21 protein-coding genes are annotated in these 22,390 nt (G+C 66.1%); 16 read left to right on the top strand and 5 right to left on the bottom strand.

Annotated elements, in window-relative coordinates:
• The first annotated feature begins 2 nt into the window (after positions 1–2).
• The 16 genes from fmt (at position 3) to secG (ending at position 15,746) form a co-directional block, all read left to right on the top strand.
• On the top strand, positions 3–929 hold the full coding sequence (gene fmt, locus IAU68_RS06285) for a methionyl-tRNA formyltransferase (RefSeq protein ID WP_171194037.1): 927 nt from the start codon (positions 3–5) through the stop codon (positions 927–929).
• Positions 926–2,404 (top strand): RsmB/NOP family class I SAM-dependent RNA methyltransferase, encoded by a 1,479-nt coding sequence (locus IAU68_RS06280; protein WP_171194036.1) that lies wholly within the window; start codon positions 926–928, stop codon positions 2,402–2,404. The genes fmt and IAU68_RS06280 overlap by 4 nt, the downstream gene beginning before the upstream one ends.
• Positions 2,405–2,413: 9 nt before the next feature.
• Positions 2,414–3,076, top strand: a complete 663-nt coding sequence (gene rpe / locus IAU68_RS06275) for a ribulose-phosphate 3-epimerase (RefSeq protein ID WP_171194035.1) — start codon at positions 2,414–2,416, stop codon at positions 3,074–3,076.
• The gene (gene ribD, locus IAU68_RS06270; RefSeq protein WP_171194034.1) at positions 3,073–4,062 is read left to right on the top strand and encodes a bifunctional diaminohydroxyphosphoribosylaminopyrimidine deaminase/5-amino-6-(5-phosphoribosylamino)uracil reductase RibD; all 990 of its coding nucleotides are present in this window, start codon (positions 3,073–3,075) and stop codon (positions 4,060–4,062) included. The genes rpe and ribD overlap by 4 nt, the downstream gene beginning before the upstream one ends.
• A gap of 1 nt (position 4,063) precedes the next feature.
• A complete protein-coding gene (locus IAU68_RS06265; RefSeq protein ID WP_171194033.1) occupies positions 4,064–4,651 on the top strand; it encodes a riboflavin synthase in 588 nt (195 codons plus the stop codon).
• An 11-nt stretch (positions 4,652–4,662) separates the two neighbouring features.
• Entirely contained in the window at positions 4,663–5,940 is a 1,278-nt protein-coding gene (locus tag IAU68_RS06260) for a bifunctional 3,4-dihydroxy-2-butanone-4-phosphate synthase/GTP cyclohydrolase II (protein WP_171194032.1), read from the top strand.
• A 12-nt stretch (positions 5,941–5,952) separates the two neighbouring features.
• Positions 5,953–6,438 carry a 6,7-dimethyl-8-ribityllumazine synthase gene (ribH, locus tag IAU68_RS06255; protein WP_171194031.1) on the top strand — a complete coding sequence of 162 codons (486 nt, stop codon included), beginning with the start codon at positions 5,953–5,955 and terminating at the stop codon, positions 6,436–6,438.
• A 63-nt stretch (positions 6,439–6,501) separates the two neighbouring features.
• Positions 6,502–7,035, top strand: a complete 534-nt coding sequence (locus tag IAU68_RS06250; RefSeq protein ID WP_171194030.1) for a PH domain-containing protein — start codon at positions 6,502–6,504, stop codon at positions 7,033–7,035.
• A gap of 3 nt (positions 7,036–7,038) precedes the next feature.
• Entirely contained in the window at positions 7,039–9,099 is a 2,061-nt protein-coding gene (uvrC, locus tag IAU68_RS06245) for an excinuclease ABC subunit UvrC (RefSeq protein ID WP_171194029.1), read from the top strand.
• Positions 9,100–9,153: 54 nt separating this feature from the next.
• A complete protein-coding gene (gene rapZ, locus IAU68_RS06240; protein WP_171194028.1) occupies positions 9,154–10,062 on the top strand; it encodes an RNase adapter RapZ in 909 nt (302 codons plus the stop codon).
• Positions 10,062–11,033 (top strand): gluconeogenesis factor YvcK family protein, encoded by a 972-nt coding sequence (locus IAU68_RS06235; protein WP_171194027.1) that lies wholly within the window; start codon positions 10,062–10,064, stop codon positions 11,031–11,033. The genes rapZ and IAU68_RS06235 overlap by 1 nt, the downstream gene beginning before the upstream one ends.
• A 53-nt stretch (positions 11,034–11,086) precedes the next feature.
• The gene (gene whiA, locus IAU68_RS06230; RefSeq protein WP_171194026.1) at positions 11,087–12,073 is read left to right on the top strand and encodes a DNA-binding protein WhiA; all 987 of its coding nucleotides are present in this window, start codon (positions 11,087–11,089) and stop codon (positions 12,071–12,073) included.
• 264 nt (positions 12,074–12,337) lie between these two features.
• On the top strand, positions 12,338–13,348 hold the full coding sequence (gene gap / locus IAU68_RS06225) for a type I glyceraldehyde-3-phosphate dehydrogenase (RefSeq protein ID WP_171194025.1): 1,011 nt from the start codon (positions 12,338–12,340) through the stop codon (positions 13,346–13,348).
• Between the two features lie 95 nt (positions 13,349–13,443).
• The gene (locus tag IAU68_RS06220) at positions 13,444–14,655 is read left to right on the top strand and encodes a phosphoglycerate kinase (protein ID WP_407928703.1); all 1,212 of its coding nucleotides are present in this window, start codon (positions 13,444–13,446) and stop codon (positions 14,653–14,655) included.
• Positions 14,656–14,668: 13 nt separating this feature from the next.
• On the top strand, positions 14,669–15,442 hold the full coding sequence (gene tpiA, locus IAU68_RS06215; protein ID WP_171194023.1) for a triose-phosphate isomerase: 774 nt from the start codon (positions 14,669–14,671) through the stop codon (positions 15,440–15,442).
• A 67-nt stretch (positions 15,443–15,509) separates the two neighbouring features.
• Complete coding sequence (secG, locus tag IAU68_RS06210; protein ID WP_171194022.1) at positions 15,510–15,746, top strand: preprotein translocase subunit SecG; 237 nt, start codon at positions 15,510–15,512, stop codon at positions 15,744–15,746.
• A gap of 7 nt (positions 15,747–15,753) precedes the next feature.
• On the opposite strand, the gene pgl is transcribed toward secG, so the two are convergent.
• From pgl to tkt, 5 genes are read right to left on the bottom strand one after another with little or no spacing between them, the layout of a single operon-like run.
• A complete protein-coding gene (gene pgl / locus IAU68_RS06205) occupies positions 15,754–16,449 on the bottom strand; it encodes a 6-phosphogluconolactonase (RefSeq protein ID WP_171194021.1) in 696 nt (231 codons plus the stop codon).
• Positions 16,446–17,366 (bottom strand): glucose-6-phosphate dehydrogenase assembly protein OpcA, encoded by a 921-nt coding sequence (locus IAU68_RS06200; protein ID WP_171194020.1) that lies wholly within the window; start codon positions 17,364–17,366, stop codon positions 16,446–16,448. Before IAU68_RS06200 ends, pgl begins: the two co-directional genes overlap by 4 nt.
• A 22-nt stretch (positions 17,367–17,388) precedes the next feature.
• The gene (gene zwf / locus IAU68_RS06195; RefSeq protein WP_171194019.1) at positions 17,389–18,927 is read right to left on the bottom strand and encodes a glucose-6-phosphate dehydrogenase; all 1,539 of its coding nucleotides are present in this window, start codon (positions 18,925–18,927) and stop codon (positions 17,389–17,391) included.
• Positions 18,928–20,019: a transaldolase gene (gene tal, locus IAU68_RS06190; RefSeq protein WP_171194018.1), complete on the bottom strand. Its 1,092-nt coding sequence runs from the start codon at positions 20,017–20,019 to the stop codon at positions 18,928–18,930.
• 50 nt (positions 20,020–20,069) lie between these two features.
• The gene (tkt, locus tag IAU68_RS06185) at positions 20,070–22,214 is read right to left on the bottom strand and encodes a transketolase (protein WP_171194150.1); all 2,145 of its coding nucleotides are present in this window, start codon (positions 22,212–22,214) and stop codon (positions 20,070–20,072) included.
• Positions 22,215–22,390: the final 176 nt, after the last annotated feature.

Below are 22,390 nucleotides of genomic sequence, written 5' to 3'. Positions count from 1 at the left end.
CCGTGAGACTTGTCTTCGCAGGAACCCCGGAACCGGCGGCCGTCGCCCTCGAGCGGCTCATCGCTTCCGGCCACGAGGTTGTCGCGGTGCTCACCCGCCCCGACGCCCGCAAGGGCCGCGGGCGCACACTGCACCCCTCGCCGGTCAAGGCCGTTGCGCTCGAGCACGATATCGAGGTGCTGACGCCCAACAAGCTTGACGACGACACCGCAGCCCGCCTGCGCGAGATCGCCCCGGACGCCATCCCGGTGGTCGCCTACGGCAACCTCATCCCGGAGCACATGCTGGACATTCCCGTCCACGGCTGGGTGAACCTGCACTTCTCGCTGCTGCCGCGCTGGCGTGGCGCCGCGCCTGTGCAGGCCGCGATCCGGGAAGGCGACGCGGAAACCGGCGCCACGACGTTCCGGATCGACAAGGGCTTAGATACCGGCGACATCCTGGCGACACTGACGGATACGGTGCGTGACGACGACACCAGCGGCGTCCTCCTCGAGCGCCTCGCATACTCGGGCGCGGATCTGCTGGCCCAGACCATGGACGGGTTGGAGGCCGGCAGCATCACACCGCAGCCGCAGCCTGCAGACGGCACCTACGCCCCGAAGATCGCCACCGCGGACGCGCGCATCGACTGGGGCACCGACGCAGAGGTGATCGACCGTGCTGTGCGCGCCCACACGCCGACGCCTGGTGCGTGGACGATGCGCGGCGAGGACCGTTTCAAGGTCGGGCCGTTGACTATCACCGACACCTCCGCGCTGGCGCCGGGCGAGGTGTCCTTCGGCAAGAACGAAGTCCGGGTGGGCACCGGTTCGGCCGATGTGGTGCTCGAGCAGGTCCAGGCCCCGGGCAAGAAGATGATGAATGCCGCCGACTGGGCGCGCGGTCTTGCAGATGATGTGCGAGCGGAAGGGATGAGGTTTCAATGAGCGGAGGATTCCGGTCCCGCGCGGCAGGACGTCGCGACAACCAACCGGAGCGCGGCACGAAGCAGGGCAGGAAACAGGGGCAACGCGTTCGTCGAGAAGCAAGGCCCGCGAACGCGTCGGTCCGCATCGGCGACGCCGCGCGTGAGGCGACGTTTGAGGTCTTAGTCCGCGTCCATCGCGACGGGGCGTTCGCCAACCTGACGCTGCCGACGGTGTTGCGCGAGCGCAAGGTCACCGGGCGCGACGCCGCGTTCGCCACCGAGCTGACCTACGGCACGCTGCGCAGCCTGGGCGTGCTCGACGCGGTGATCGGTGAGAATGCGTCGCGCGGCACCGACCGTATGGCGCTCGAGGTGCTCACGGCGCTGCGGATGGGCGCCTACCAACTGCTGTACACGCGTGTGGAGGACCACGCCGCGGTCGATACATCGGTGCGGCTGGTGGAGGCTGCCGGCCAGGAAAAAGCAAAAGGGTTTGTCAACGGGGTGCTGCGCTCGATTGCACGCACGCCGGCGGAGGAGTGGCTAGACACTCTCGAACCGGAAGATCCGCTGGCGGCGCTCGCGTTCCGCCACGCGCACCCGGTGTGGATCGCGGAATCAATGCGCACCGCGCTCGGCTCGCGTGACGACGAACTCGAAGCGGCACTCGAAGCAGACTCGGCTCGCCCGGTGGTGCACCTGGTGGCCCGCCCAGGGGAGATCAGCGCAGAGGAGCTTGCGCTGATCACCGGCGGGGAAGAGGGCCGCTATTCGCCGTACGCGGTCTACCTGCCGGAGGGCGACCCCGGGCAGCTGCAGCCGGTGCGCGACGGTCTGGCGGCTGTGCAGGACGAAGGCTCGCAGGTCATCGCGCGTGCGGTTACCGAGGTGCCGGTGGAAAATGACCAGGGGCGTTGGCTCGACCTGTGTGCGGGCCCCGGCGGCAAGGCGGCGTTGATGGGCGCGCTCGCATCGATCGACGGGGCGGTGGTCGACGCTGTGGAGGTCAGCCCGCACCGCGCCGAACTCATCCGCAAGACGGTGCGGGACCTTCCCGTGCGCGTGCACACTGCGGACGGGCGCCGCCCTGGGCTGGAACCCGGCTACGACCGTGCGCTCGTCGACGCGCCGTGCTCCGGGTTGGGGGCGCTGCGCCGGCGGCCCGAGGCACGCTGGACGAAGCACGAAGACGACATCGCGGAGCTCACCGTGCTGCAGCGCGAACTGCTTACCTCGGCGCTCGACTTGGTCAAACCGGGTGGCGTGGTGGTCTACTCCACCTGCTCGCCCGATGTGCGCGAGACTCGCGGAGTTGTCGACGCGGTGCTTGCCGACGGCGGCGTGGAGGAGCTCGACGCAGGCCAATATGCCGCTGGCATGGACGATGTCGGCGACGAGCCGAGCGTGCAGATGTGGCCGCACCGCCACGGCACCGACGCGATGTTTTTCGCCGTGCTGCGCAAGCTTGGCGGCGAACCAACGACCGAGGTTTAAGGACACCGAATGATTTACATTGCCCCTTCCATCCTGGCCGCGAACTATGCCGCGCTTGGCGACGACGTGCGCAAGGTGCCGAACGCGGACCTCATTCACGTCGACATCATGGACGGCCACTTCGTGCCCAACCTGTCGTTCGGGCCCGACGTGACCAAGGCCGTCGATGGCGTGACCGACCAGTTTTTGGACATGCACCTCATGATCGAGGAGCCGGAGCGCTGGTTCGAGACCTATGTCAAGGCCGGCGGCGACCGTTTGGTGTTCCACGTCGAGGCCACCGACGACCACGTTGCCGCGGCGAAGCAGTGCCGTGAACTCGGCGTGCAGTCCGGCTTCGCCATCAAGCCCGGTACCGCGATCGAGCCGTACCTGGACGATCTCGAGCACTTCGACCAGGTCATGGTCATGAGTGTGGAGCCGGGCTTCGGCGGGCAGAAGTTCATGCCGGAGGTGTTGGGCAAGGTGATGACGCTGCGCGACCGCATCGTCGAGGCCGGCCTGGACACGATCATCGGCATCGACGGCGGCATCGCCAACACGACGATCGCGCAGGCGGCGGAAGCCGGCGTGGACGCGTTCGTGGCAGGTTCCGCAGTCTTCGGCGCGGACGACCCGGCCCAGGCCGTGGAGCGGCTGCGCGAGTTGGCCGCGGAGGCCGCGCAGGCGTGACACCAGACGTGCTCCAGGAGGCGCTCGACGCGGCGGTGTCGGCAGGCGAGTCGGCGCGGGGGACGACCTCACCGAACCCACCTGTGGGCTGCGCGCTTGTCGACGACCACGGCACCGTCCTCGCCACCGGAGCCACCTCACCGGTCGGTGGCCCGCACGCTGAAATCAACGCCCTACGCCACGCGGGCGAGCGGGCACGGGGCGCGACGGCCGTGGTCACGCTGGAGCCGTGCAACCACACCGGGCGTACCGGCCCGTGCTCGCACGCGCTTGTCCGCGCCGGTATCACGCGCGTCATCTACCTGACTGCAGACCCGTTCAAGCCTGCAGCGGGCGGCGCCGATTACCTGCGTGATCACGGTGTCGAAGTGGACTATCGCGCCACGCGGGTCGCTGCGCTGCAGCCGTGGCTGCGCTCGGTCGCGAACGAGCGGCCGTCGGTGACGCTGAAGTTCGCTTCCACGCTCGACGGGTTCACGGCGGCGGTCGACGGCACAAGCCAGTGGGTCACCGGCGCAGACGCCCGGGCGTTCGTGCATGAGGACCGGGCCCGCCGCGACGCCATCGTGGTGGGCACCGGCACCGCGATTGCGGACAACCCGTCGCTCACAGCACGCCGTCCGGACGGAACCTTGTTTGCGTCGCAGCCGCGGCGGGTGGTCGTCGGCAAGCGAGACCTGCCCGAGGGCAACCTGACGCGCCTCGGCTTCGAGCAGTACGCCTCGCCTGAGGAGGCACTGACAGCGCTGTGGCATGCGGGTGCGCGCGACGTGCTCATCGAGGGCGGGGCGACGCTCGCTGTGGGATTTCTCGAACTCGGGGTGATCGATGCGGTGCAGGCGTATGTGGCGCCGGCGCTGCTCGGGCAAGGCCGCGGGGTGCTTGACCGCGCTATTGCATCGACCATTGCCGAGGCGAAACGTTTTCACACCACGTCCGTGCGCCAGCTCGGCGAGGACGTACTCATCGAAATGGAGAAATACTGAAATGTTTACGGGCCTTGTGGAGGAAGTTGGGGTCGTCGAAAAGCTAGAGCCGCTTGACGACGCCGTCCGCATCGCCGTGCGCGCACCAAAAGTCACCGAAGACGCCAACCCGGGCGACTCGATTGCCGTCGACGGTGTGTGCTTGACCGTCGTGAACAACGACGGGGGAGTGTTTACCGCGGATGTGATGCGCGAAACGCTGGACCGCTCGCGGCTTGGAACATACGAAACGGGATCGCCAGTGAACCTGGAGCGTGCGCTCGCGGCCGGCCAGCGCATGGGCGGGCATATCGTCCAAGGGCACGTCGACGGGGTGGCCGAGGTCGTCTCGCGCACCCCGTCGGAGCACTGGGAGGTTGTGCGCTTCACCCTGCCGGGCGATGTGCGCCGCTACGTGGTGGAGAAGGGCTCCATCGCGGTCAACGGCACGTCGTTGACGGTGTCAGCGGTTAACGACGGCTACTTCGAGGTCTCGCTCATCCCGACCACGCTGCGCGAGACCACCGCCGGCCGGCTTGCACCCGGAGACCCGGTCAACCTCGAGGTGGACATCGTGGCCAAGTACGTCGAGAACATGGTGCGGGGCTAGGGTTGACCGCTATGACTGCACGCGCGAACACCACCGGTTCCCTCAATTCTGTCCGGGAGGCGATCGCCGCGATCCGCCAGGGCAAGACCGTGGTTGTCGTCGATAGTGAAGACCGCGAAAACGAGGGCGACCTCATCTTCGCCGCCGAGGACGCCACCCCGGAACTCGTCGCGTTCATGGTGCGCCACACTTCCGGCTACATCTGCGTGTCCATGTCGGACGAGCGCGCCAACGCCCTCGACCTGCCGCCGATGGTGCGCAACAACCAGGACCTGCACGGCACCGCCTACGCGGTCACCGTCGATGCTGCCACAGGCACCACCGGCATCTCCGCGCGTTCGCGCGCCACCACCATCGCGTTGCTTGCCGACGACACCGCCACCGCCGACGCCTTCACCCGGCCCGGCCACGTCGTGCCGCTGCGCGCACGCGAGGGCGGCGTGCTCACCCGCCCCGGCCACACCGAGGCCGCGGTGGATCTGGCCCGCCTCGCCGGCAAGACCGCGGTGGGCGCGCTGTGTGAAATCGTCTCCGACGACGACCCGACCGACATGGCCCGCTTCGACGAGCTGCGCCGCTTCGCCGACACGCACGGCCTGCCGATGATTTCCATCGAGCAGTTGGCCGATTACCGCCGCCACCACGACCCGTTCGTCGAGCGCGCCACAGCCACGCGCCTGCCCACGGAGTTCGGCGAGTTTACTGCGGTCGGCTACCGGGACCGTCAGCACGGGGTGGAGCACGTCGCGCTGGTCGCCGGCGGGCTGGACGAGCTTCGCGACGCCGACGAGGTGCTCGTGCGCGTGCACTCCGAATGTTTAACCGGCGACGTGTTCGCGTCTCGGCGTTGCGACTGCGGCCCGCAGCTGCACGAGTCGATGCGGCTCATCCAAGAGGCGGGCCACGGCGCGATCGTCTACCAGCGCGGCCACGAGGGGCGCGGCATTGGCCTGCTGGCGAAACTCGAGGCCTACCGCCTCCAGGACGAGGGTCTCGACACCGTCGACGCGAACCTCGAACAGGGGCTTCCCGTGGACGCGCGCGACTTCTCCGCCGCGGGCCAAATCCTCGCCGACCTCGGTATTGAATCCGTGCAGTTGTTGACCAACAACATGGGGAAAGCCGACGCGCTGGCCGGTTTCGGGCCCGAAGTCGTGGGCCGCAGTAGGATCGAAATCGTTCCCACACACGACAACATCGCGTACCTGCGCACCAAGCGCGACCGGATGGGCCACGACTTGCCCGGTGTCGGCCGTTGGTTGGAGGCGCACCCGGGGTACGCCAACTAAGGAGGCGCAGCCGTGGCCGCAACCGGAATCCCCGAGGAATATTCCATACAGGCGGAGGGCATGACCATCGCGGTCGTGTACACGCGCTGGAACGAGAAGGTTGTGGAGCTGCTGCGCGCCGGCGCGCGCGACGAAGCCCGCGAGCTGGGTGTGAAGATCGAGGAGTACGCCGTCGCCGGCGCCCTCGAGTTGCCGGTTGTGGTGCAGGCGTGCGCGAAGCGGTACGACGCCGTCGTCGCCCTCGGCTGCGTCATCCGCGGCGAGACCGCGCACTTCCAGTACGTGTGCGACTCCGTCACCGAGGGGCTGACCCGCGTCGGGCTTGACGAGGAGACCCCGGTGGGCAACGGCGTACTCACCGTCGAGGAAGAAGACCAGGCCTACGAGCGGGCCGGCGGCGAGGACGCCAAGGAGGACAAGGGGGCGGAGGCGCTGCGAGCCGCCGCCGGCGCGGCCGCCGAGCTGCGTAAAGTTCGTGCTTTGCCGCTGAAGGGATAAGGTAGCCGGGAAGGCGCGGCGTGGAGTCATCGTAAAGCGAATGCTTGGACAAGGAGAGCGTAAGTGACTGAGCAATCAGCGGGAACGAATCTGGCAGGCGAGCAGCAGGCTGCGTACCTGACCGCGATTGACCCGCACGCCAGCACGACCACGAAGCCGTGGGAGCTCGAGATCTCGTCGAAGTTCCTGCGCAACGTCGCCATCGGCTGGGTCGTGCTCGTCATGGTGGTGCACATCTTCATGGCGTGGGCGGTCAACGCCCAGTTCTCCGGTGTGGCGATCACGGGGTTGGATCAGTTCGCCTTCATCGGGGTGGGCCTGATCATTTCCGTGTTGTCCTGGATCGCGCTGACCCGCCCGCGAGTGCGCGCCAATGAAGACGGCGTGCAGGTGGCCAACATTATCGGCACCCGCTTCTACCCGTGGACCTTAATCTATGGGCTGAGCTTCCCGAAGGGCTCGCGCATGGCGCGGCTCGAACTACCGGAATTCGAATACGTCACCTTGTGGGCCATACAGTCCGGTGACAAGGAACGCGCCATCCGCGCCGTGGAACAGTTCCGGGCGCTCGAAGCGAAGTACATGCCGCAGGATTAACTCTTGGCAGATCCGCAGTCATACCGCCCGGCGCCGGGCACCATCCCGACCGATCCGGGCGTGTACAAGTTCCGGGACCGCGACGGCCGCGTCATTTACGTGGGCAAGGCGAAAAGCCTGCGTGCACGCCTGAACAACTACTTCCAGCCGCCGGAGACGCTGCACCCGCGCACCCGCCAGATGGTCTACACCGGCGCCTCGGTGGAATGGACCGTCGTCGCCTCCGAGGTCGAGGCGCTGCAGCTGGAATACACCTGGATCAAGCGCTTCGATCCGTGGTTCAACGTCATGTACCGCGACGACAAGACGTATCCGATGCTTGCCGTCAGCGTGCGCGAGCGCTACCCGCGCGCGTTTTTCTACCGCGGCCCGAAGCGCAAGGGGGTACGTTACTTCGGCCCGTACTCGCACGCGTGGGCGGTGCGCGAAACGCTCGACCTACTGACTCGCGTGTTCCCGATCCGCACGTGCTCGAACGGCGTGTTCAACCGCCACGAGTCGCTGGGACGGCCGTGCCTGCTCGGTTACATCGACAAGTGCGCCGCCCCGTGCATCGGGCGTGTCGACGAAGCCGAGTACGACCAGATCGTCCAAGGGTTCTTGGGCTTCATGTCCGGCCGTTCCGAGCAACTCGTGCGCGGCATCACCGCGCAGATGGAGGAGGCGGCGGAAAACCTCGAGTTTGAAAAAGCCGCCCGGCTTCGTGACGACCTCGGCGCCGTGGAGAAAGTCATGGAGCGCCAAACCGTGGTGCTCGGCCAGGACACCGACGCCGACATCATCGCCTTCGACACCGACGAGCTCGAAGCCGCGGTGCAGATCTTCAACGTGCGCGACGGCCGGGTTAGGGCGCAGCGCGGCTGGGTCGTCGAAAAGACTGGCGACGAGCCCGGCGCGGCGGAGCGCCTGGAGGAGGGAGAGACCGACCCGACCCTGCCGACGCTAATGCAGAACTTCCTCGTGCAGTACTACTCCGACGCCGTCGAGCGCGTGCGGATGGAGCAGGAGGAAGACCGCAAGATCGAGGCACAGAAGGTGCGCCGCCGTGGTGTGGACCAGGAATCGCGGGCGGCGGCGGAGACGCCGATGCCGGTGCCACGCGAAATCCTCGTCGAAACACCTCCCGCCGAGCTTCCGGAGGTCACGGAATTGCTCGAAGAGTTGCGTGGCGGGCCGGTGGAGATCCGCGTGCCGCAGCGCGGCGACAAGCGGGCGCTGATGGAGACGGTGCACAAAAACGCCGCCGAGGCGCTGCACCAGCACAAGCTCAAACGTGTCGGGGATCTCACCGCGCGGTCGCAGGCGTTGCAGGATATCCAGGATGCCCTGGGATTGGACGAGGCGCCGTTGCGCATCGAGTGCACGGATATCTCGCACATCCAGGGCACCGATGTCGTCGCATCGCTGGTTGTGTTCGAAGACGGGTTGCCGAAGAAGAACGACTACCGCCGGTACCGCATCAAGGAGGCCGCCGGCGATGGGCGTTCCGACGATGTCGGCTCCATTGCGGAGGTGACCCGCCGCCGCTTCAAGCGCTATAACGAGGACAAGTTGGCCAACCCGGACGAGGTGGCCGAGGAGCAGACCTTCGCCGATGAGGCCGACGAGTCCACCGGCGTGAAACGTTTCGCGTACCCGCCGCAACTGTTCATCGTCGACGGCGGCAAACCCCAGGTCAACGCCGCGCAAGAGGTGTTCGACGAACTCGGCATCGTGGATGTCCAGTTGATCGGCCTGGCAAAGCGCTTGGAAGAGGTGTGGGTGCCGGACGACGACGAGCCGATTATTCTCCCGCGCAACTCCGAGGGAATGTACCTGCTGCAGCAGATCCGCGACGAAGCGCACCGTTTCGCTATCACCTATCACCGCCAGCAGCGCTCCAAGCGGATGCGAGCGTCTGCGCTTGACGCGGTGCCGGGGCTGGGTCCTGCCCGCCGCACGGATCTGGTGAAGCACTTCGGGTCGGTAAGGAAGATTAAGGAGGCCTCCGTGGAGCAGATCCAGGAGGTCAAGGGCGTCGGCCCGAAACTTGCGGCGACGATCTACGACCACCTGCACCAATAACTGTGGTGCGCAGTTCTGCGACACCCGGCAGGCGGCTTGGTTAGGATGAGCTGCATGCCCCAAGCCACTGCTCAAGCATTGCCCCAGAATGAACACTCCAGTCCGTTGCGGCCGGTGATCATCACCGGACTTTCTGGCGGAGGCCTGTCCACCGCCGCGAAGGTGTTCGAGGACAAGGGGTTTTTCGTTTCTCAGAACTTGCCGCCGCAGCTGATTCTCGAGTTGGTTGATCTCGCGGCCGCAGACGATTCCCCGGCGGACCGGCTCGCGGTGGTGTCCGACGTGCGCGCTGACGTGTTCAACGGCTCGCTCAAGGACACACTCAAGGTGCTGCGCGAGCGTGGTTACTCGCCGTTCGTGCTGTACCTGGAGGCGCGCGACGAGGTGCTCATCCGCCGGTTCGACTCTGTGCGTCGCACCCACCCGTTGCAGGGAGACGGCACGCTGCAGTTCGGTATCGAGCGCGAGCGTGAGGAGATGGAGGACATCCGCGCCGCAGCAGACGTCATCATCGACACGTCGAATCTGTCGGTGCACGATTTGCGTCGCGCGGTTGAGGCTTCGGTCGGCGAGCTACCGGCCGGGCGGCAGCACGTCACGGTCGAGTCATTCGGGTTCAAACACGGCTCGCCGCGCGACGCCGATGTCGTGCTTGACGTGCGTTTTCTGCCCAACCCGTACTGGGTTGAGGAGTTGCGCGAGTTCCGCGGCGTGGATGCCGCGGTGTCCGACTACGTGCTGGGCCAGAAGGGGGCGAGCGAATACGTCGACCACTTTGTCGACCTGCTCACCAGCACCTTGGAGGGCTACCGCCACGAAGGCAAGGATTTCATCACCGTCGGCGTGGGCTGCACCGGTGGGCACCACCGCTCGGTGGCGGTTGCGGAGGCGATTGGCAAGCGACTGCGACAGCAGGGCAATGTCGATGTGAACGTGATCCACCGCGATCTGGAAAGGCACTAATGAGTTTCGCACGCCCCACATTTACGTGCCTCGGGGGCGGGCACGGGCTGTATCAGACGCTCACCGCCGCGCGTGCCGCCGGCGCCGAGGACATTAGCGCTGTGGTCACCGTCGCCGACGACGGCGGTTCTTCCGGCCGATTGCGGCGCGAAATCGACCTTGTGCCGCCCGGTGATCTACGCATGGCGCTCGCCGCGCTTACCGACGACTCCGTAAACGGCACAGTCTGGCGCGACACCCTCCAGCACCGCTTCGGCGGACACGGCGCGATGGCCGGTCACGCGTTGGGCAACCTCATCATCGCTGGGCTTGCGGAACGGCTGGGTGACACCCAGGCCGCACTCGATCAAGTTGCCGAGTGGACGGGGTCCGCAGGTCGCGTGATCCCGGTGTGCCCGCAGCCGCTCGACATCGAGGCGGATGTTGCTGGCCTCGACGATGATCCTCGCGTGCTGCGCTCCGTCCGCGGCCAAGTGGCGGTCGCCACGACTCCGGGCGAGGTGCGCCGAGTGCGGCTCACCCCGGCTAGACCGGCAGCGAGCCGCGACGCGGTACAGGCCATTCTGGATGCCGACATTGTGACGATCGGCCCCGGATCCTGGTTTTCATCGGTGATCCCTCACTTGCTCGTGCCGGAGATCACCGACGCGCTCAACCAGACCGACGCGAAGGTCGTCGTTATCCTCAACCTTTCCCCTGAGGCGGGGGAGACCCACGGGTTCACTACCGAGCGACACATCCACGTGTTCGCGCAGCACGCGCCGGCGCTTCGTGTGGATACGATCCTTGTCGACAACACCGTCCCTGCCACCCAGGGCGAACGCGAAAACCTCCGACACGCGGCCGAGCAGCTGGGGGCTGAGGTGGAGTTCCGTTCTCTGCGGGAGATGGGCGAGGACGGCGTGGCTTTGAACCGGCACGACCCGCTGAAGCTCGCCGCGGCGTTCAAGGACCTCGCGCAGGGGGAGTAGCTCCGGCACGCTAGACTGCTGCAGGTTCAACGGGCGACGAAAGGACGGATAACGTGGCGCTCACCGGCAAAGTGAAAGACGAACTGCTCGCCGTCGCTGTCGGCACCGCCGACGCGCGGGCGGCCGAAGCCACCGCGTTGATCCGTTTCGCCGGCGAGTTCCAATCCACGGATACCGGGCTGGCCATCGTCGCTGAGTTCGACGAGCAGTCTGTTGCGCAGCGTCTTGCGGATTCAATCGAAGAGCTGTGCACGGTGGATGCGAAGGTGTCCAAGGTGCCGCCAGCACAGGGCGGTAAGGACACCAAGTACGAGGTGCGTATCGACGACGGCGCCACCGATGTCATCCGTCGCCTGAAGCTGGTGACGGCCTCCGGCCACCCGGTCGTCGGTATGCCGCGTCAGGTCATCTCCGGCACGGTTGCCGGGGTCGAGGCCGCGTGGCGCGGCGCGTTTCTCGCCCGCGGCAAGCTCTCGGAACCGGGCCGCACTGCCACGCTTGAGGTCGCTTGCCCCGGCCAGGAGGCCGCACTCGCGCTCGTCGGACTGGCACGACGCCTGTCAGTTACGGCGAAAACCCGCGAATCGCGCGGCGTGGAACGGGTGACCGTGCGCGACGGCGAGACGATCGGCATCCTGCTCAGCCGCATGGGCGCACCGGTCACGCGGTTGGAGTGGGACCGCAAGCGCGAGGCGAAGGCAGCCACGGCGAAGGTGAGCAACAGGCTCGCCACGTTTGACGACGCGAACACCAGGCGCTCCGCGCAAGCGGCTGCGGCGGCTGCTGCCCGAGTGGAGCGGGCGATGGACATCCTCGGCGACGACGTCCCCGAACACCTCGCCGAAGCCGGCTTTTTGCGCGTGGAGCACCGCCACGCCTCGTTGGAGGAGCTCGGCCGGCTCGCTGATCCGCAGATGACCAAGGATGCGGTTGCCGGCCGGATTAGGCGTCTGTTGTCGCTGGCTGATAAGCGGGCGGCCGAGCTCGGGGTCCCGGATACGCACGGTCCGGCACCTGAGGATGTGCCAGAAAACGGCTAGCTGCCGCGATAGTGAGCGACATCACAATTTAGTTCTGAGTACGTTCGTCGGGGGTAGTCCGCGCCTAGATTTACAGCGTTTGTGGGGGTGGGACGCTATCCTGGTGTGGGAAGCCACACGGGGAATCGTCGCGGTGGGGGATTGTCACCCCCGGTTGTAGTGGTCGTCGGAAAGCGAGGAATTGCTCTCTGCGGTGGTTGACCTGCGTGGATACACTGGCCAGCGTACGAGGTTTTCTCACCTACTCACCGAGGAGTGAACACAGTGACTACGCGTATTGGTATCAACGGCTTCGGCCGCATCGGCCGCTCGGCGTTCCGCATCATCGAGGACGAATACAAGGGTGAACTCGAGGTTGTCAAGGTCAACGACTTGACCGATAACGAGACATTGGCTCACCTGATGAAGTACGACACCGCGTACGGTCAGTTCAACCACGATATCGAGCACGACGACGAATCGATCACCGTCGACGGCCGCCGCATCGAGGTCTCCGCTGAGGAGGACCCGGCCAATCTCGCGTGGGGTGAGGCTGGTGTGGACATCGTTCTCGAGTGCACCGGTGTCTTCCGCACCGGCCCGGACGCGAAGGCCCACATCGATGCCGGCGCGAAGAAGGTCATCATCTCCGCTCCCGGCAAGGAGGTCGACGGCACCTACGTTTGGGGCGTCAACCACAACGACTACACCGGTGAGGAGACCGTCATCTCTGCGGCCTCGTGCACCACGAACTCGCTCGCCCCGGTGGCGAAAGTTCTCGACGAGGCGTTCGGCATCGAGCGCGGCCTGATGACCACCATCCACGCCTACACCGGCGACCAGCGCATCCAGGACGCACCGCACAAGGACCTGCGCCGCGCCCGCGCCGCCGCGCAGAACATCGTGCCGACGACCACCGGTGCCGCGAAGGCCGTCGCACTGGTGCTGCCGAACCTGGAAGGCAAGCTCGACGGCTTCGCTATGCGCGTGCCTACCATCACCGGCTCCGCGACTGACCTGACCGTGACCCTGGGCAAGGACGTCACCGTTGAGGAGGTCAACGAGGCCATGAAGAAGGCCGCGCAGGACGGCGACCTCGGCCAGGCCCTGAAGTACACCGAGGATCCGATCGTCTCCTCCGACATCATCGGCAACCCGCACGGCGCCATTTTCGACGCTGGCATGACTCGCGTCATCGACGGCAACCTGGTGAAGATCATCTCTTGGTACGACAACGAGTGGTCGTACACCGCGCAGTACATCCGCCTGGCAAAGACGGTCGCGGACAAGCTCTAAGGTGAACACCACCCCCGGGCCGGTCACGTTTGCAGCGTGGCGGGCCCGTTTTTCATACGATGGAATGCGTTCTACTGAGCAATAAGGAGATTGTTTTGACCAAGAACTTGCAGCAGCTTCTCGACGAGGGCGTCGACGGTCGCCACATCCTCGTCCGCTCCGACTTCAACGTCCCGCTCGACGACGAGGGCAACATCACCGACGCAGGCCGCATCGACGCGTCGCTGCCGACGCTGAAGGCGTTGCTCGACGGCGGTGCCAAGGTCATCGTTATGGCCCACCTCGGTCGCCCGAAGGGCGAGGCGAACCCGAAGTTCTCCCTCGCACCGGTGGCTGAGGCTCTCTCGGAGCGCCTCGGCCAGTTCGTCCCGCTGGCCGGCGACGTCAGCGGTGAGGACGCCCACGAGCGCGCCAACGGCCTGACCGAGGGCGAGATCCTGCTGGTGGAAAACGTCCGCTTCGACCCGCGCGAGACCTCCAAGGACGAGGCCGAGCGTGCCGAGTTCGCAGCCGAGCTCGCCGCCCTAGCAGCCGACAACGGCGCGTTCGTCTCCGACGGCTTCGGTGTGGTGCACCGCGCCCAGGCGTCGGTCTACGACGTGGCGAAGAACCTGCCCGCGTATGCAGGCTTCCTGGTGGACAAGGAGGTGGAGACGCTCTCCGCCGTCAAGGAGAATCCGGAGCACCCGTACGTTGTCGTTCTCGGCGGGTCGAAGGTCTCCGACAAGCTCGGCGTGATCGAGGCGCTGGCGGAGAAGGCCGACAAGATCATCATCGGCGGCGGCATGTGCTATACCTTCCTCGCGGCGCAGGGCCACAATGTGCAGAAGTCGCTGCTGCAAGACGACATGGTAGACACGTGCAAGGAGCTCATCGAGCGCTTCGGAGACAAGCTGCTGCTGCCGGTCGACGTGGCGGCAGGCGCTGAGTTTGACAAGGACACCGAGAAGCAGGTCGTCGGCCTCGACGAGATCCCGGAGGGCTGGATGGGCCTCGACATCGGGCCGGAGACCGCGAAGCTCTACGCCGACGCCATCAAGGATTCCAAGACGGTGTTCTGGAACGGCCCGATGGGCGTCTTCGAGTTCCCGAACTTCGCCGACGGCACCAAGGCCGTCGCCGAGGCCATGATCGCGGCGACGAAGGACAACGGCTCCTTCACCGTCGTCGGCGGCGGCGATTCCGCGGCTTCCGTTCGCACCCTCGGCCTGGACGAGGACGGCTTCTCCCACATTTCCACCGGCGGCGGCGCCTCCCTCGAACTGATCGAGGGCAAGGACCTGCCCGGCGTTTCCGTTCTGCAGTAAGGAGCAACACACCATGGCACGTACACCGCTGATCGCGGGCAACTGGAAGATGAACCACGACCACCTCGAGGCGATCCAGAGTGCCCAGAAGCTGGTCTTCGCGTTCCCGAAGGACGGCTACGACGCCGTCGATATCGCGCTGACTGTCCCATTTACCGACCTGCGCTCCATTCAGACGCTGGTCGAGGGCGACAAGCTCAAGATCACCTACGGAGCGCAGGACGTCTCCGAGCACGACAACGGCGCCTACACCGGCGACATCTCCGCCGCAATGCTGGAAAAGTTGGGCTGCACCTGGGTAGTCGTCGGTCACTCGGAGCGCCGCGAGTACCACGGCGAGACGAACGAGCAGGTCGCCGCGAAGGCCAAGAAGGCGATCGAGCACGGCATCACCCCGATCGTGTGCGTCGGCGAGCCGCTTAAGGTTCGTGAGGCAGGCGAGCACGTGGATTTCGTCGTCAAGCAAACGCGCGAGTCGCTCGCCGGCATCGACGTGTCCAAGGTGGTCATCGCCTACGAGCCGGTCTGGGCGATCGGCACCGGTAAGGTCGCATCCGCGGCGGACGCGCAAGAAGTCTGCCACGGCATCCGCGAGCTCGTGCGTGAGCTTGCCGACGACACCGTCGCCGACGAGATCCGCATCCTCTACGGCGGCTCGGTCAAGGCCGACACGGTGGCGGAGATCGTCAGCCAGCCGGACGTTGACGGCGGCCTGGTCGGCGGCGCGTCGCTTGACGGGCAGGACTTTGCCAAGTTGGCGGCCGCTGCGGCGAACGCGTCGATGTAGGTTCAGCGATTTTCGTGGTGTAGGCTAAACGGAGTTTGCACCAATGTGATTTGGAAAGGTATCGCAGATGGCTCTTGCTCTCGAGATCGTGCTGGTGATTTCGGCGATCCTCATGACCGTGTTCGTCCTGCTCCACAAGGGCAAGGGTGGCGGTCTGTCCAGCCTCTTCGGCGGCGGCGTGCAGGCGAACCTGTCCGGCTCCACCACCGTGGAGCGCAACCTGGACCGCATCACCGTGATCATGGCGATCATCTGGATCGCCTGCATCATCGGCCTGAATTTGATCCAGACATTCGCCGCCTAAGCACGAATTAATTCGACGGTCCTGCCGCATCCTCGGTGATGCGCAGGACCGTTTCTTTACGCCCGAGCGCGCCGGCGACCGGCCACTCGTCCGCGCCGTCGACACCGTCGGAAACGTGGGAGGCGGCCTCCGCCTTCTCGGCGCCGGAGACAAGCAGCCACACGTGGTCGGCGGACTGCACCGCCGGCAGCGTCAGGGTGGCTCGCTCCGCCGGCGACTTCGGCGAGTCGGTCACGGCGACGATCAGGGCATCTCGCTCGCGCACCGCGGCCGAGTGGGGAAACAGTGAGTTGATGTGACCCTCGCCGCCCATACCCAGCAGGTGCAGGTCGAAACCGTCCGGGGCGTGAGCGTCCAGTACCTCGCGGTAGCGCGCGACCGCCGCGTCCATTGAGCCGCCGTCGAGACCGTAGCCGTGGATGTTCTCCTCCGGAATGTCCACGTGGTTCAGGAGCGCTTCGCGGGCCTGGCCCTCGTTGGAGTCGGGGTGGTCGACGGGCACGTTGCGCTCGTCGCCGAAGAACACGTCCACGCCGGTCCAGTCGATCGGCTTGTCGCGCAGGCGTTCGAGGAGCTTGATGCCGGCAGTGCCGCCGGTGAGCACGATTTTTGCGCGCCTGCCGGTGCTGTGCACGTCGGCGATGAGGCAGGAAAGTTCGGTCGCGGTGTCGTCGATAAGCGTTACGAGATCGGCGTAAATCATGCGTGTCGTACCTTCTTCAGTCCTTGCAAGGCAGCGCCGTACGTGTTGTCGGGGCCTAGGTGGCGCAACTCCTCGGCGAGGCACTCGGCGTCGGTGCGCTCGCCCATAGCGACGAGCGAATCCGCTAGCCCAGGCACCGAGATGCGCACGGTGAAGTTGCCCTGGGCGACGACCTCGATGTCGCCGCCGTCGGTGTGGATGACGGTGTGCTTGATGGGGAAACCGGAGACCTCCGCGTCGCAGCGGGTGACCTCGATGTTCAGGCTTGAGGCGAGCCAGCCAGCTGCGAGTTCCACGCTCGGGTTGCCGGCCGCGCCCGCCATCTCGGCTCCAGTGATCGTGTGACCGGGGAAGCGGTCTAGCGCTGAGGCCAAAATGCCGCGCCACGGGGTGATCCGCGACCACAACACGTCCGAGTCACCGGGTTCGTAGCCCTCGGCGAGGTCCGCCAGACTCGCCGCCGGCCCTCCGCCGAGCAGGTTGGTGATGCGGCGCTGCGCGATTGTTCCCAACTGCTTGGAAGCAGGCGCGTCCGGCGCAGTCTCCGGCCAGCAGGCGACCACCGGGGTGTCCGGCAGCAGCAGCGGCGTCACGATGGCGCCGAGGTGTCTGGTTAACTCGCCGTGCAGGCGCATGAGCACAACCTCAGACGCGCCCGCATCCGAGGTGACCATCAGCTTCGCGTCGAGGCGGGTTTCCCCGTCCGGATCTCCGGTGACGAGCACGAGCACCCGCGCAGGGTGCTCGGCGGAGGCGGCGCGGAGGGTGGCCAGGGTGTCGTCGATACGCACGCTGCCCTCTTCGACGGCGACCAGGAGGGTGAGCACGCGGCCAGAGGCGAGCGAATGACTTTCGCGCACGCCCGCCAGCGATTTTTCGATGGCTTTGGTGTCGGTGTTCGGAAGATCGATGATCATGCTCGTCAAACCTCTTTCTGGCTTACGGACGGCGCCACGCCCGGCCCACACGGGCGAGCATTGCATCCGCCGAGGCCGGGCCCCACGTGCCCGCCTCGTAGTCGTCGGGGGCGCCGTGCTCGGCCCAGTACTCCAGCACCGGGTCGAGGATCTCCCAGCTGCGCTCCACCTCGGCGTTGGTGGGAAACAGGCTGGACTCGTCCAATAGTGCGTCTAAGATGAGGCGCTCGTAGGCCTCGGGCGACTGTTCCGTGAAGGCTTCGGAGTAGTGGAAATCCATGTTCACGTCGCGCAGCTCCATGCCCGGGCCCGGCACCTTGGAACCGAAGCGCATGAGCACGCCCTCGTCTGGCTGGATGCGGATGACCACAGCGTTTTGGTTCAGCAGATCTGTTTGCCCGTTCGTGAACGGCTGGTACGGCGGATTCTTGAACACGAGGGCGATTTCTGTCACACGGCGCCCAAGCCGTTTGCCCGTGCGCATGTAAAACGGGACACCGGCCCAGCGCCGCGACGCGATCTCGAGTGTGCACGCCGCGTAGGTCTCGGTGGTGGATTCGGGGTCGAAGCCCTCCTCCTCGCGCAGACCCACAACGTGCTGGGAGCCCTGCCAGCCCGCGGTGTACTGGCCGCGGGCGGTGGTGTCGCTGAATGGGCCGACCGCCGTGGTCGCCCGCAGCACCTTCAACTTTTCGGCGCGCAACTGGGCGGGGGAGAACGAGGTCGGCTCCTCCATGGCCACCAGTGCAAGCAACTGGATCAGGTGGTTCTGGATCACGTCGCGGGCGGCTCCGATGCCGTCGTAGTAGCTCGCGCGCCCGCCTAGCCCGATGTCTTCGGCCATGGTGATCTGGACGTGATCGATGTAGTGCGAGTTCCAGAACGGCTCAAACAGCTGGTTGGCGAAGCGCAGCGCCAAAATATTCTGGACGGTTTCTTTGCCCAGGTAGTGGTCGATGCGAAACACCGACTGCTCGTCGAAAACAGCGCCGACGATCTCGTTAAGTTCCCGGGCCGATTCCACGTCGTGGCCAAACGGCTTCTCGATGATCACACGACGCCATTCATTCTCGCCGGCGTGCGCCATGCCGCTGCGGTCCAACTGGTGGACCACGTCGGCGAAAAATTCGGGTGGCACGGACAGGTAGTACGCCCAGTTGCCGGCGGTGCCGCGCTCCGCGTCGCTGCGCTTCAGCGTTTCGGCAAGTGTGTCGAAGGCAGCGTCGTCGTCAAAGTTGCCCTTGACAAACTGCAGCCCTTCCGCGAGGCGCTGCCAGACGTTGTCATGGAAACTTGTGCGCGCGCCAGCGTCGATCGCCTCGCGCACGTACGCCTGAAAATCAGCCTGGGTCCAGTCGCGGCGCCCGTAACCGACGAGCGTGAACCCGCCGGGTAGCAGGCCGCGGTTGGCGAGGTCGTAGATCGCCGGCAGCAGTTTCTTACGAGCCAGGTCGCCGGTCACGCCGAAGATGACCATGCCGGACGGGCCGGCGATCTGCGGCAGGCGCTTGTCATCGGGGGAGCGCAGCGGATTGTGCCACTGCGAAGCTGCGTTGTTCACCTACGCGAGCCTAGCCGTCATCGAATCGAGCAGCTCCTGCCACGCGTCGACGAACTTGTCCACGCCTTCGCGCTCAAGCGTTGCGACGACATCATCGACGTCGATGCCCACCTCACGCAGTTTCGCGAACACCTCGTGCGAGGCAGCCTCAGTGCCGGTCAGCGTGTCGCCGTCCACGCCACCGTGTTCGAGCACGGCATCAATCGTCTTCTCCGGCATCGTGTTCACGGTGTCCGGACCGGCCAGCTCGGTGACGTACATCGTCGCCGGGTAGTCGGGGTTCTTCACACCCGTCGACGCCCACAGCGGACGCTGCTTGTTCGCGCCTTCGGGAAGCTTATCGACGACCTCAGCACCGAATTCCTTCTGGAACAGCGCGTACGCAAGGCGCGCGTTGGCGACGCCCGCCTTGCCCCGCAGCGCGAGCGCCTCGTCGGTACCGATCGTCTCCAGGCGCTTATCCACCTCGGTATCCATGCGCGAGACGAAGAACGACGCCACGGAGTGAATGGTGGACACGTCGTGGCCGTTCGCCGCGGCCTTGCGGATGCCGTCCTTGTACGCGTCAATGACCTGCTGGTAGCGCTCCACCGAGAAGATCAAGGTGACGTTGACCGAGATGCCCTCAGCAAGCGCGGCGGTGACTGCCGGCAGCGACTCGTCGGTCGCCGGGATCTTGATCATGAGGTTGTCGCGGCCGACGAGCTCCCAGAGCTCTTTGGCCTGTGCGATCGTTTTCGCCTCGTCGGCTGCGTATCGCGGGTCCACCTCAATGGAGACCCGGCCGTCCTTGCCACCGGTGGCCTCGAACGTGTCGCGGAACAGGTCACAGGCGTCCTGGACGTCCTTAACACTCATGGCGTAAACGGCGTCGTCCACGGTGACACCGGCCTCTTTGAGCTCTGTGAGCTGCTCGTCGTAGTGGGTGCCGCTACCCATCGCGGAGGCGAAAATTGCCGGGTTGGTGGTCACACCCACGATGGATTTGGCCTTTTTGACCTCGTCGAGGTTGCCGGTGGCGATGCGCTCGCGCGACAGGTCGTCAAGCCAGGTGGAGGTGCCAAGGTTGTACAGATCGTCGATAGCAGTCATGTCCTATTTCTTCCTCTTCGTGCCTCTTCGTGCAAGGTGGGCCTGCGAACCTAGCGCCCGTCGCCCCGGGTCGGTTCGGCTTCGGTGTCGCCGACGCGCTTGCTCGTCGGCACGCTGCGCTGCTCGCGCACGCACTCAAGCGTCTCGCGGGCAACGCGCACAACATTGTCGGTGGTGAAGCCGAAGCGCTCGAACAGCTCGGCGCCCGGGGCGGAAGCGCCGAAGTGCTCCAGCGACACCGCACGGCCGTACTCGCCGAGGAAACGGAACCACGGCATGGAGGTCGCGGCCTCGACGGACACGCGCGCCTTGACGTCACGGGGCAGCACCGAGTCGATGTAGTCGTCGTCCTGCTCCATGAACCAATCCATCGACGGCACGGACACGACGCGGGTCGCGGTGCCATCGGCCTCGAGCACCTTTGCGGCCTCGACCGCGTACTGCACCTCGGAGCCGGAGGCCATGAGGATCAGGTCGGGGGTTCCAGCGGACTCTTCGACGAGCACGTATGCGCCGCGGGCGACGCCGTCGAACGCCTTCTCCTTCGTGCCCTCGAGCACCGGCAGGTTCTGGCGCGACAGGGCGAGCGCCTTCGGCTGCTCCTTGGCCTCAAGCGCAGCGATCCACGCGGCCGAAGTCTCATTCGCGTCCGCCGGGCGGATCACGGCCACATCCGGGATGGCGCGCAGGGCAGCGAGGGTCTCGACCGGCTGGTGGGTCGGGCCGTCCTCGCCCAGGCCGATGGAATCGTGGGTAAACACGTAGTAGCCGTCGATCCCGGACAATGCGGCAACGCGGATGGCGGGGTAGAGGTACTCCGAGAAGATCAGGAACGTGCCGCCGTAGACGCGGGTGCCGCCGTGCAGGGCGATGCCGTTCATCACAGCGCCCATGGCGTGCTCGCGGATGCCGAAGTGCAGGTTGCGGCCGTACGGATTGGCGGTGAACATGTCGGTGGAGATGGCCTCCGGTCCGAACGATTCTGCACCCTTGATCAACGTGTTATTGGAGCCGGCCAGGTCGGCGGAGCCGCCCCAGAGCTCGGGGAGCGCGGCGGCAGCGGCCTGGATCGCGGCCTCGGAGGCCTTGCGGGTGGCGATGCCCTTCGCATCCGGCTCCCAGGTGGGGAAGTCCTGCTTCCAGTCGGCTGGCAGCTCGCGGGCGGTCAAACGGTCGAGAAGTTCCTTGCGCTCAGGATTCGCCTTCGCCCACGCGTCGAATTTCTCGTTCCACGCCTCGCGCTTTTCAGCTGCGCGGTCGCGCAGCTTGCGGGTGTGGGCGATGACGTCCTGCTCTTCGGGGAAGTCGGCCTCAGGATCAAAGCCGAGCTCGGTTTTGACCGCACGGATCTCGTCGGCGCCCAGTGCGGCGCCGTGGATCGCACCGGTGTTCATCAGGTTCGGGGAAGGGTAGCCGATGACGGTCTTGACCCGGATGATGGTGGGCTTTGCGGCCTCGGCCTTTGCTTCAGCCACCGCCGCCTCGATCGCTGCGACGTCCTCGCCGGATTCGACCGTCAGCGTCTGCCAGCCGTACGCCTCGTAGCGGCCCATCACGTCCTCGGTGAACGCGATCTGGGTGTCGTCCTCGATGGAGATGCGGTTGTCGTCCCAGAACAAGATGAGGTTGCCCAGCTGCTGGGTGCCGGCCAGCGACGACGCCTCCGCGGTCACGCCCTCCTGCAGGCAACCATCGCCGGCGACGACGTAGATGTAGTGGTCGAATGGCGACTCGCCGGCTGGGGTCTCCGGGTCGAACAGGCCACGCTCTCGTCGATACGCCATCGCCATGCCCACGGCGGAGGCGAGGCCCTGGCCGAGCGGGCCAGTGGTGATCTCGATGTGGTCGGTGTGGTTGTACTCCGGGTGGCCCGGCGTCTTCGAACCCCAGGTGCGAAGGTCCTTCAGGTCCTGCAGCTCGAGGCCGAAGCCGCCGAGGTAGAGCTGCACGTACTGCGTCAGCGACGAGTGCCCGTTCGACAGGACAAAACGGTCGCGCCCGACCCAGTCCTTGTCTGCCGGGTCGACGTTCATCACACGCTGGAACAGCGTGTAGGCGAGGGGCGCCAGCGACATTGCGGTGCCCGGGTGGCCCGAACCGCAGTTCTCCACCGCATCAGCCGCGAGCACGCGGGCGGTGTCGACTGCGCGGGTGTCGGTGTCGGTCCAGTCCTCCGGGTAGTTGCGTACGGTCATCGCTTGCAGCTCGGGGGGTAGCGTCACGTCATTCCTCGCTTACGTTTCAGTCCTAAGAGGTCCTCCAAGAGCATAGTGGGTGTGCCGAGTGGCGTGTTCGATTCGTTCCCTCGGCGGGGGAAGGGCTAGCATCGTCCAAAGGTATGAGTGCCCCGCGCCACCTGAGGACCACAAAG

This window comes from Corynebacterium lujinxingii (assembly GCF_014490555.1).
In the GTDB taxonomy this organism is placed as follows: domain Bacteria; phylum Actinomycetota; class Actinomycetes; order Mycobacteriales; family Mycobacteriaceae; genus Corynebacterium; species Corynebacterium lujinxingii.
The sequence above is the reverse complement of the archived record's forward strand: the minus strand, read 5'-3'. Positions and strand labels throughout refer to the sequence as shown.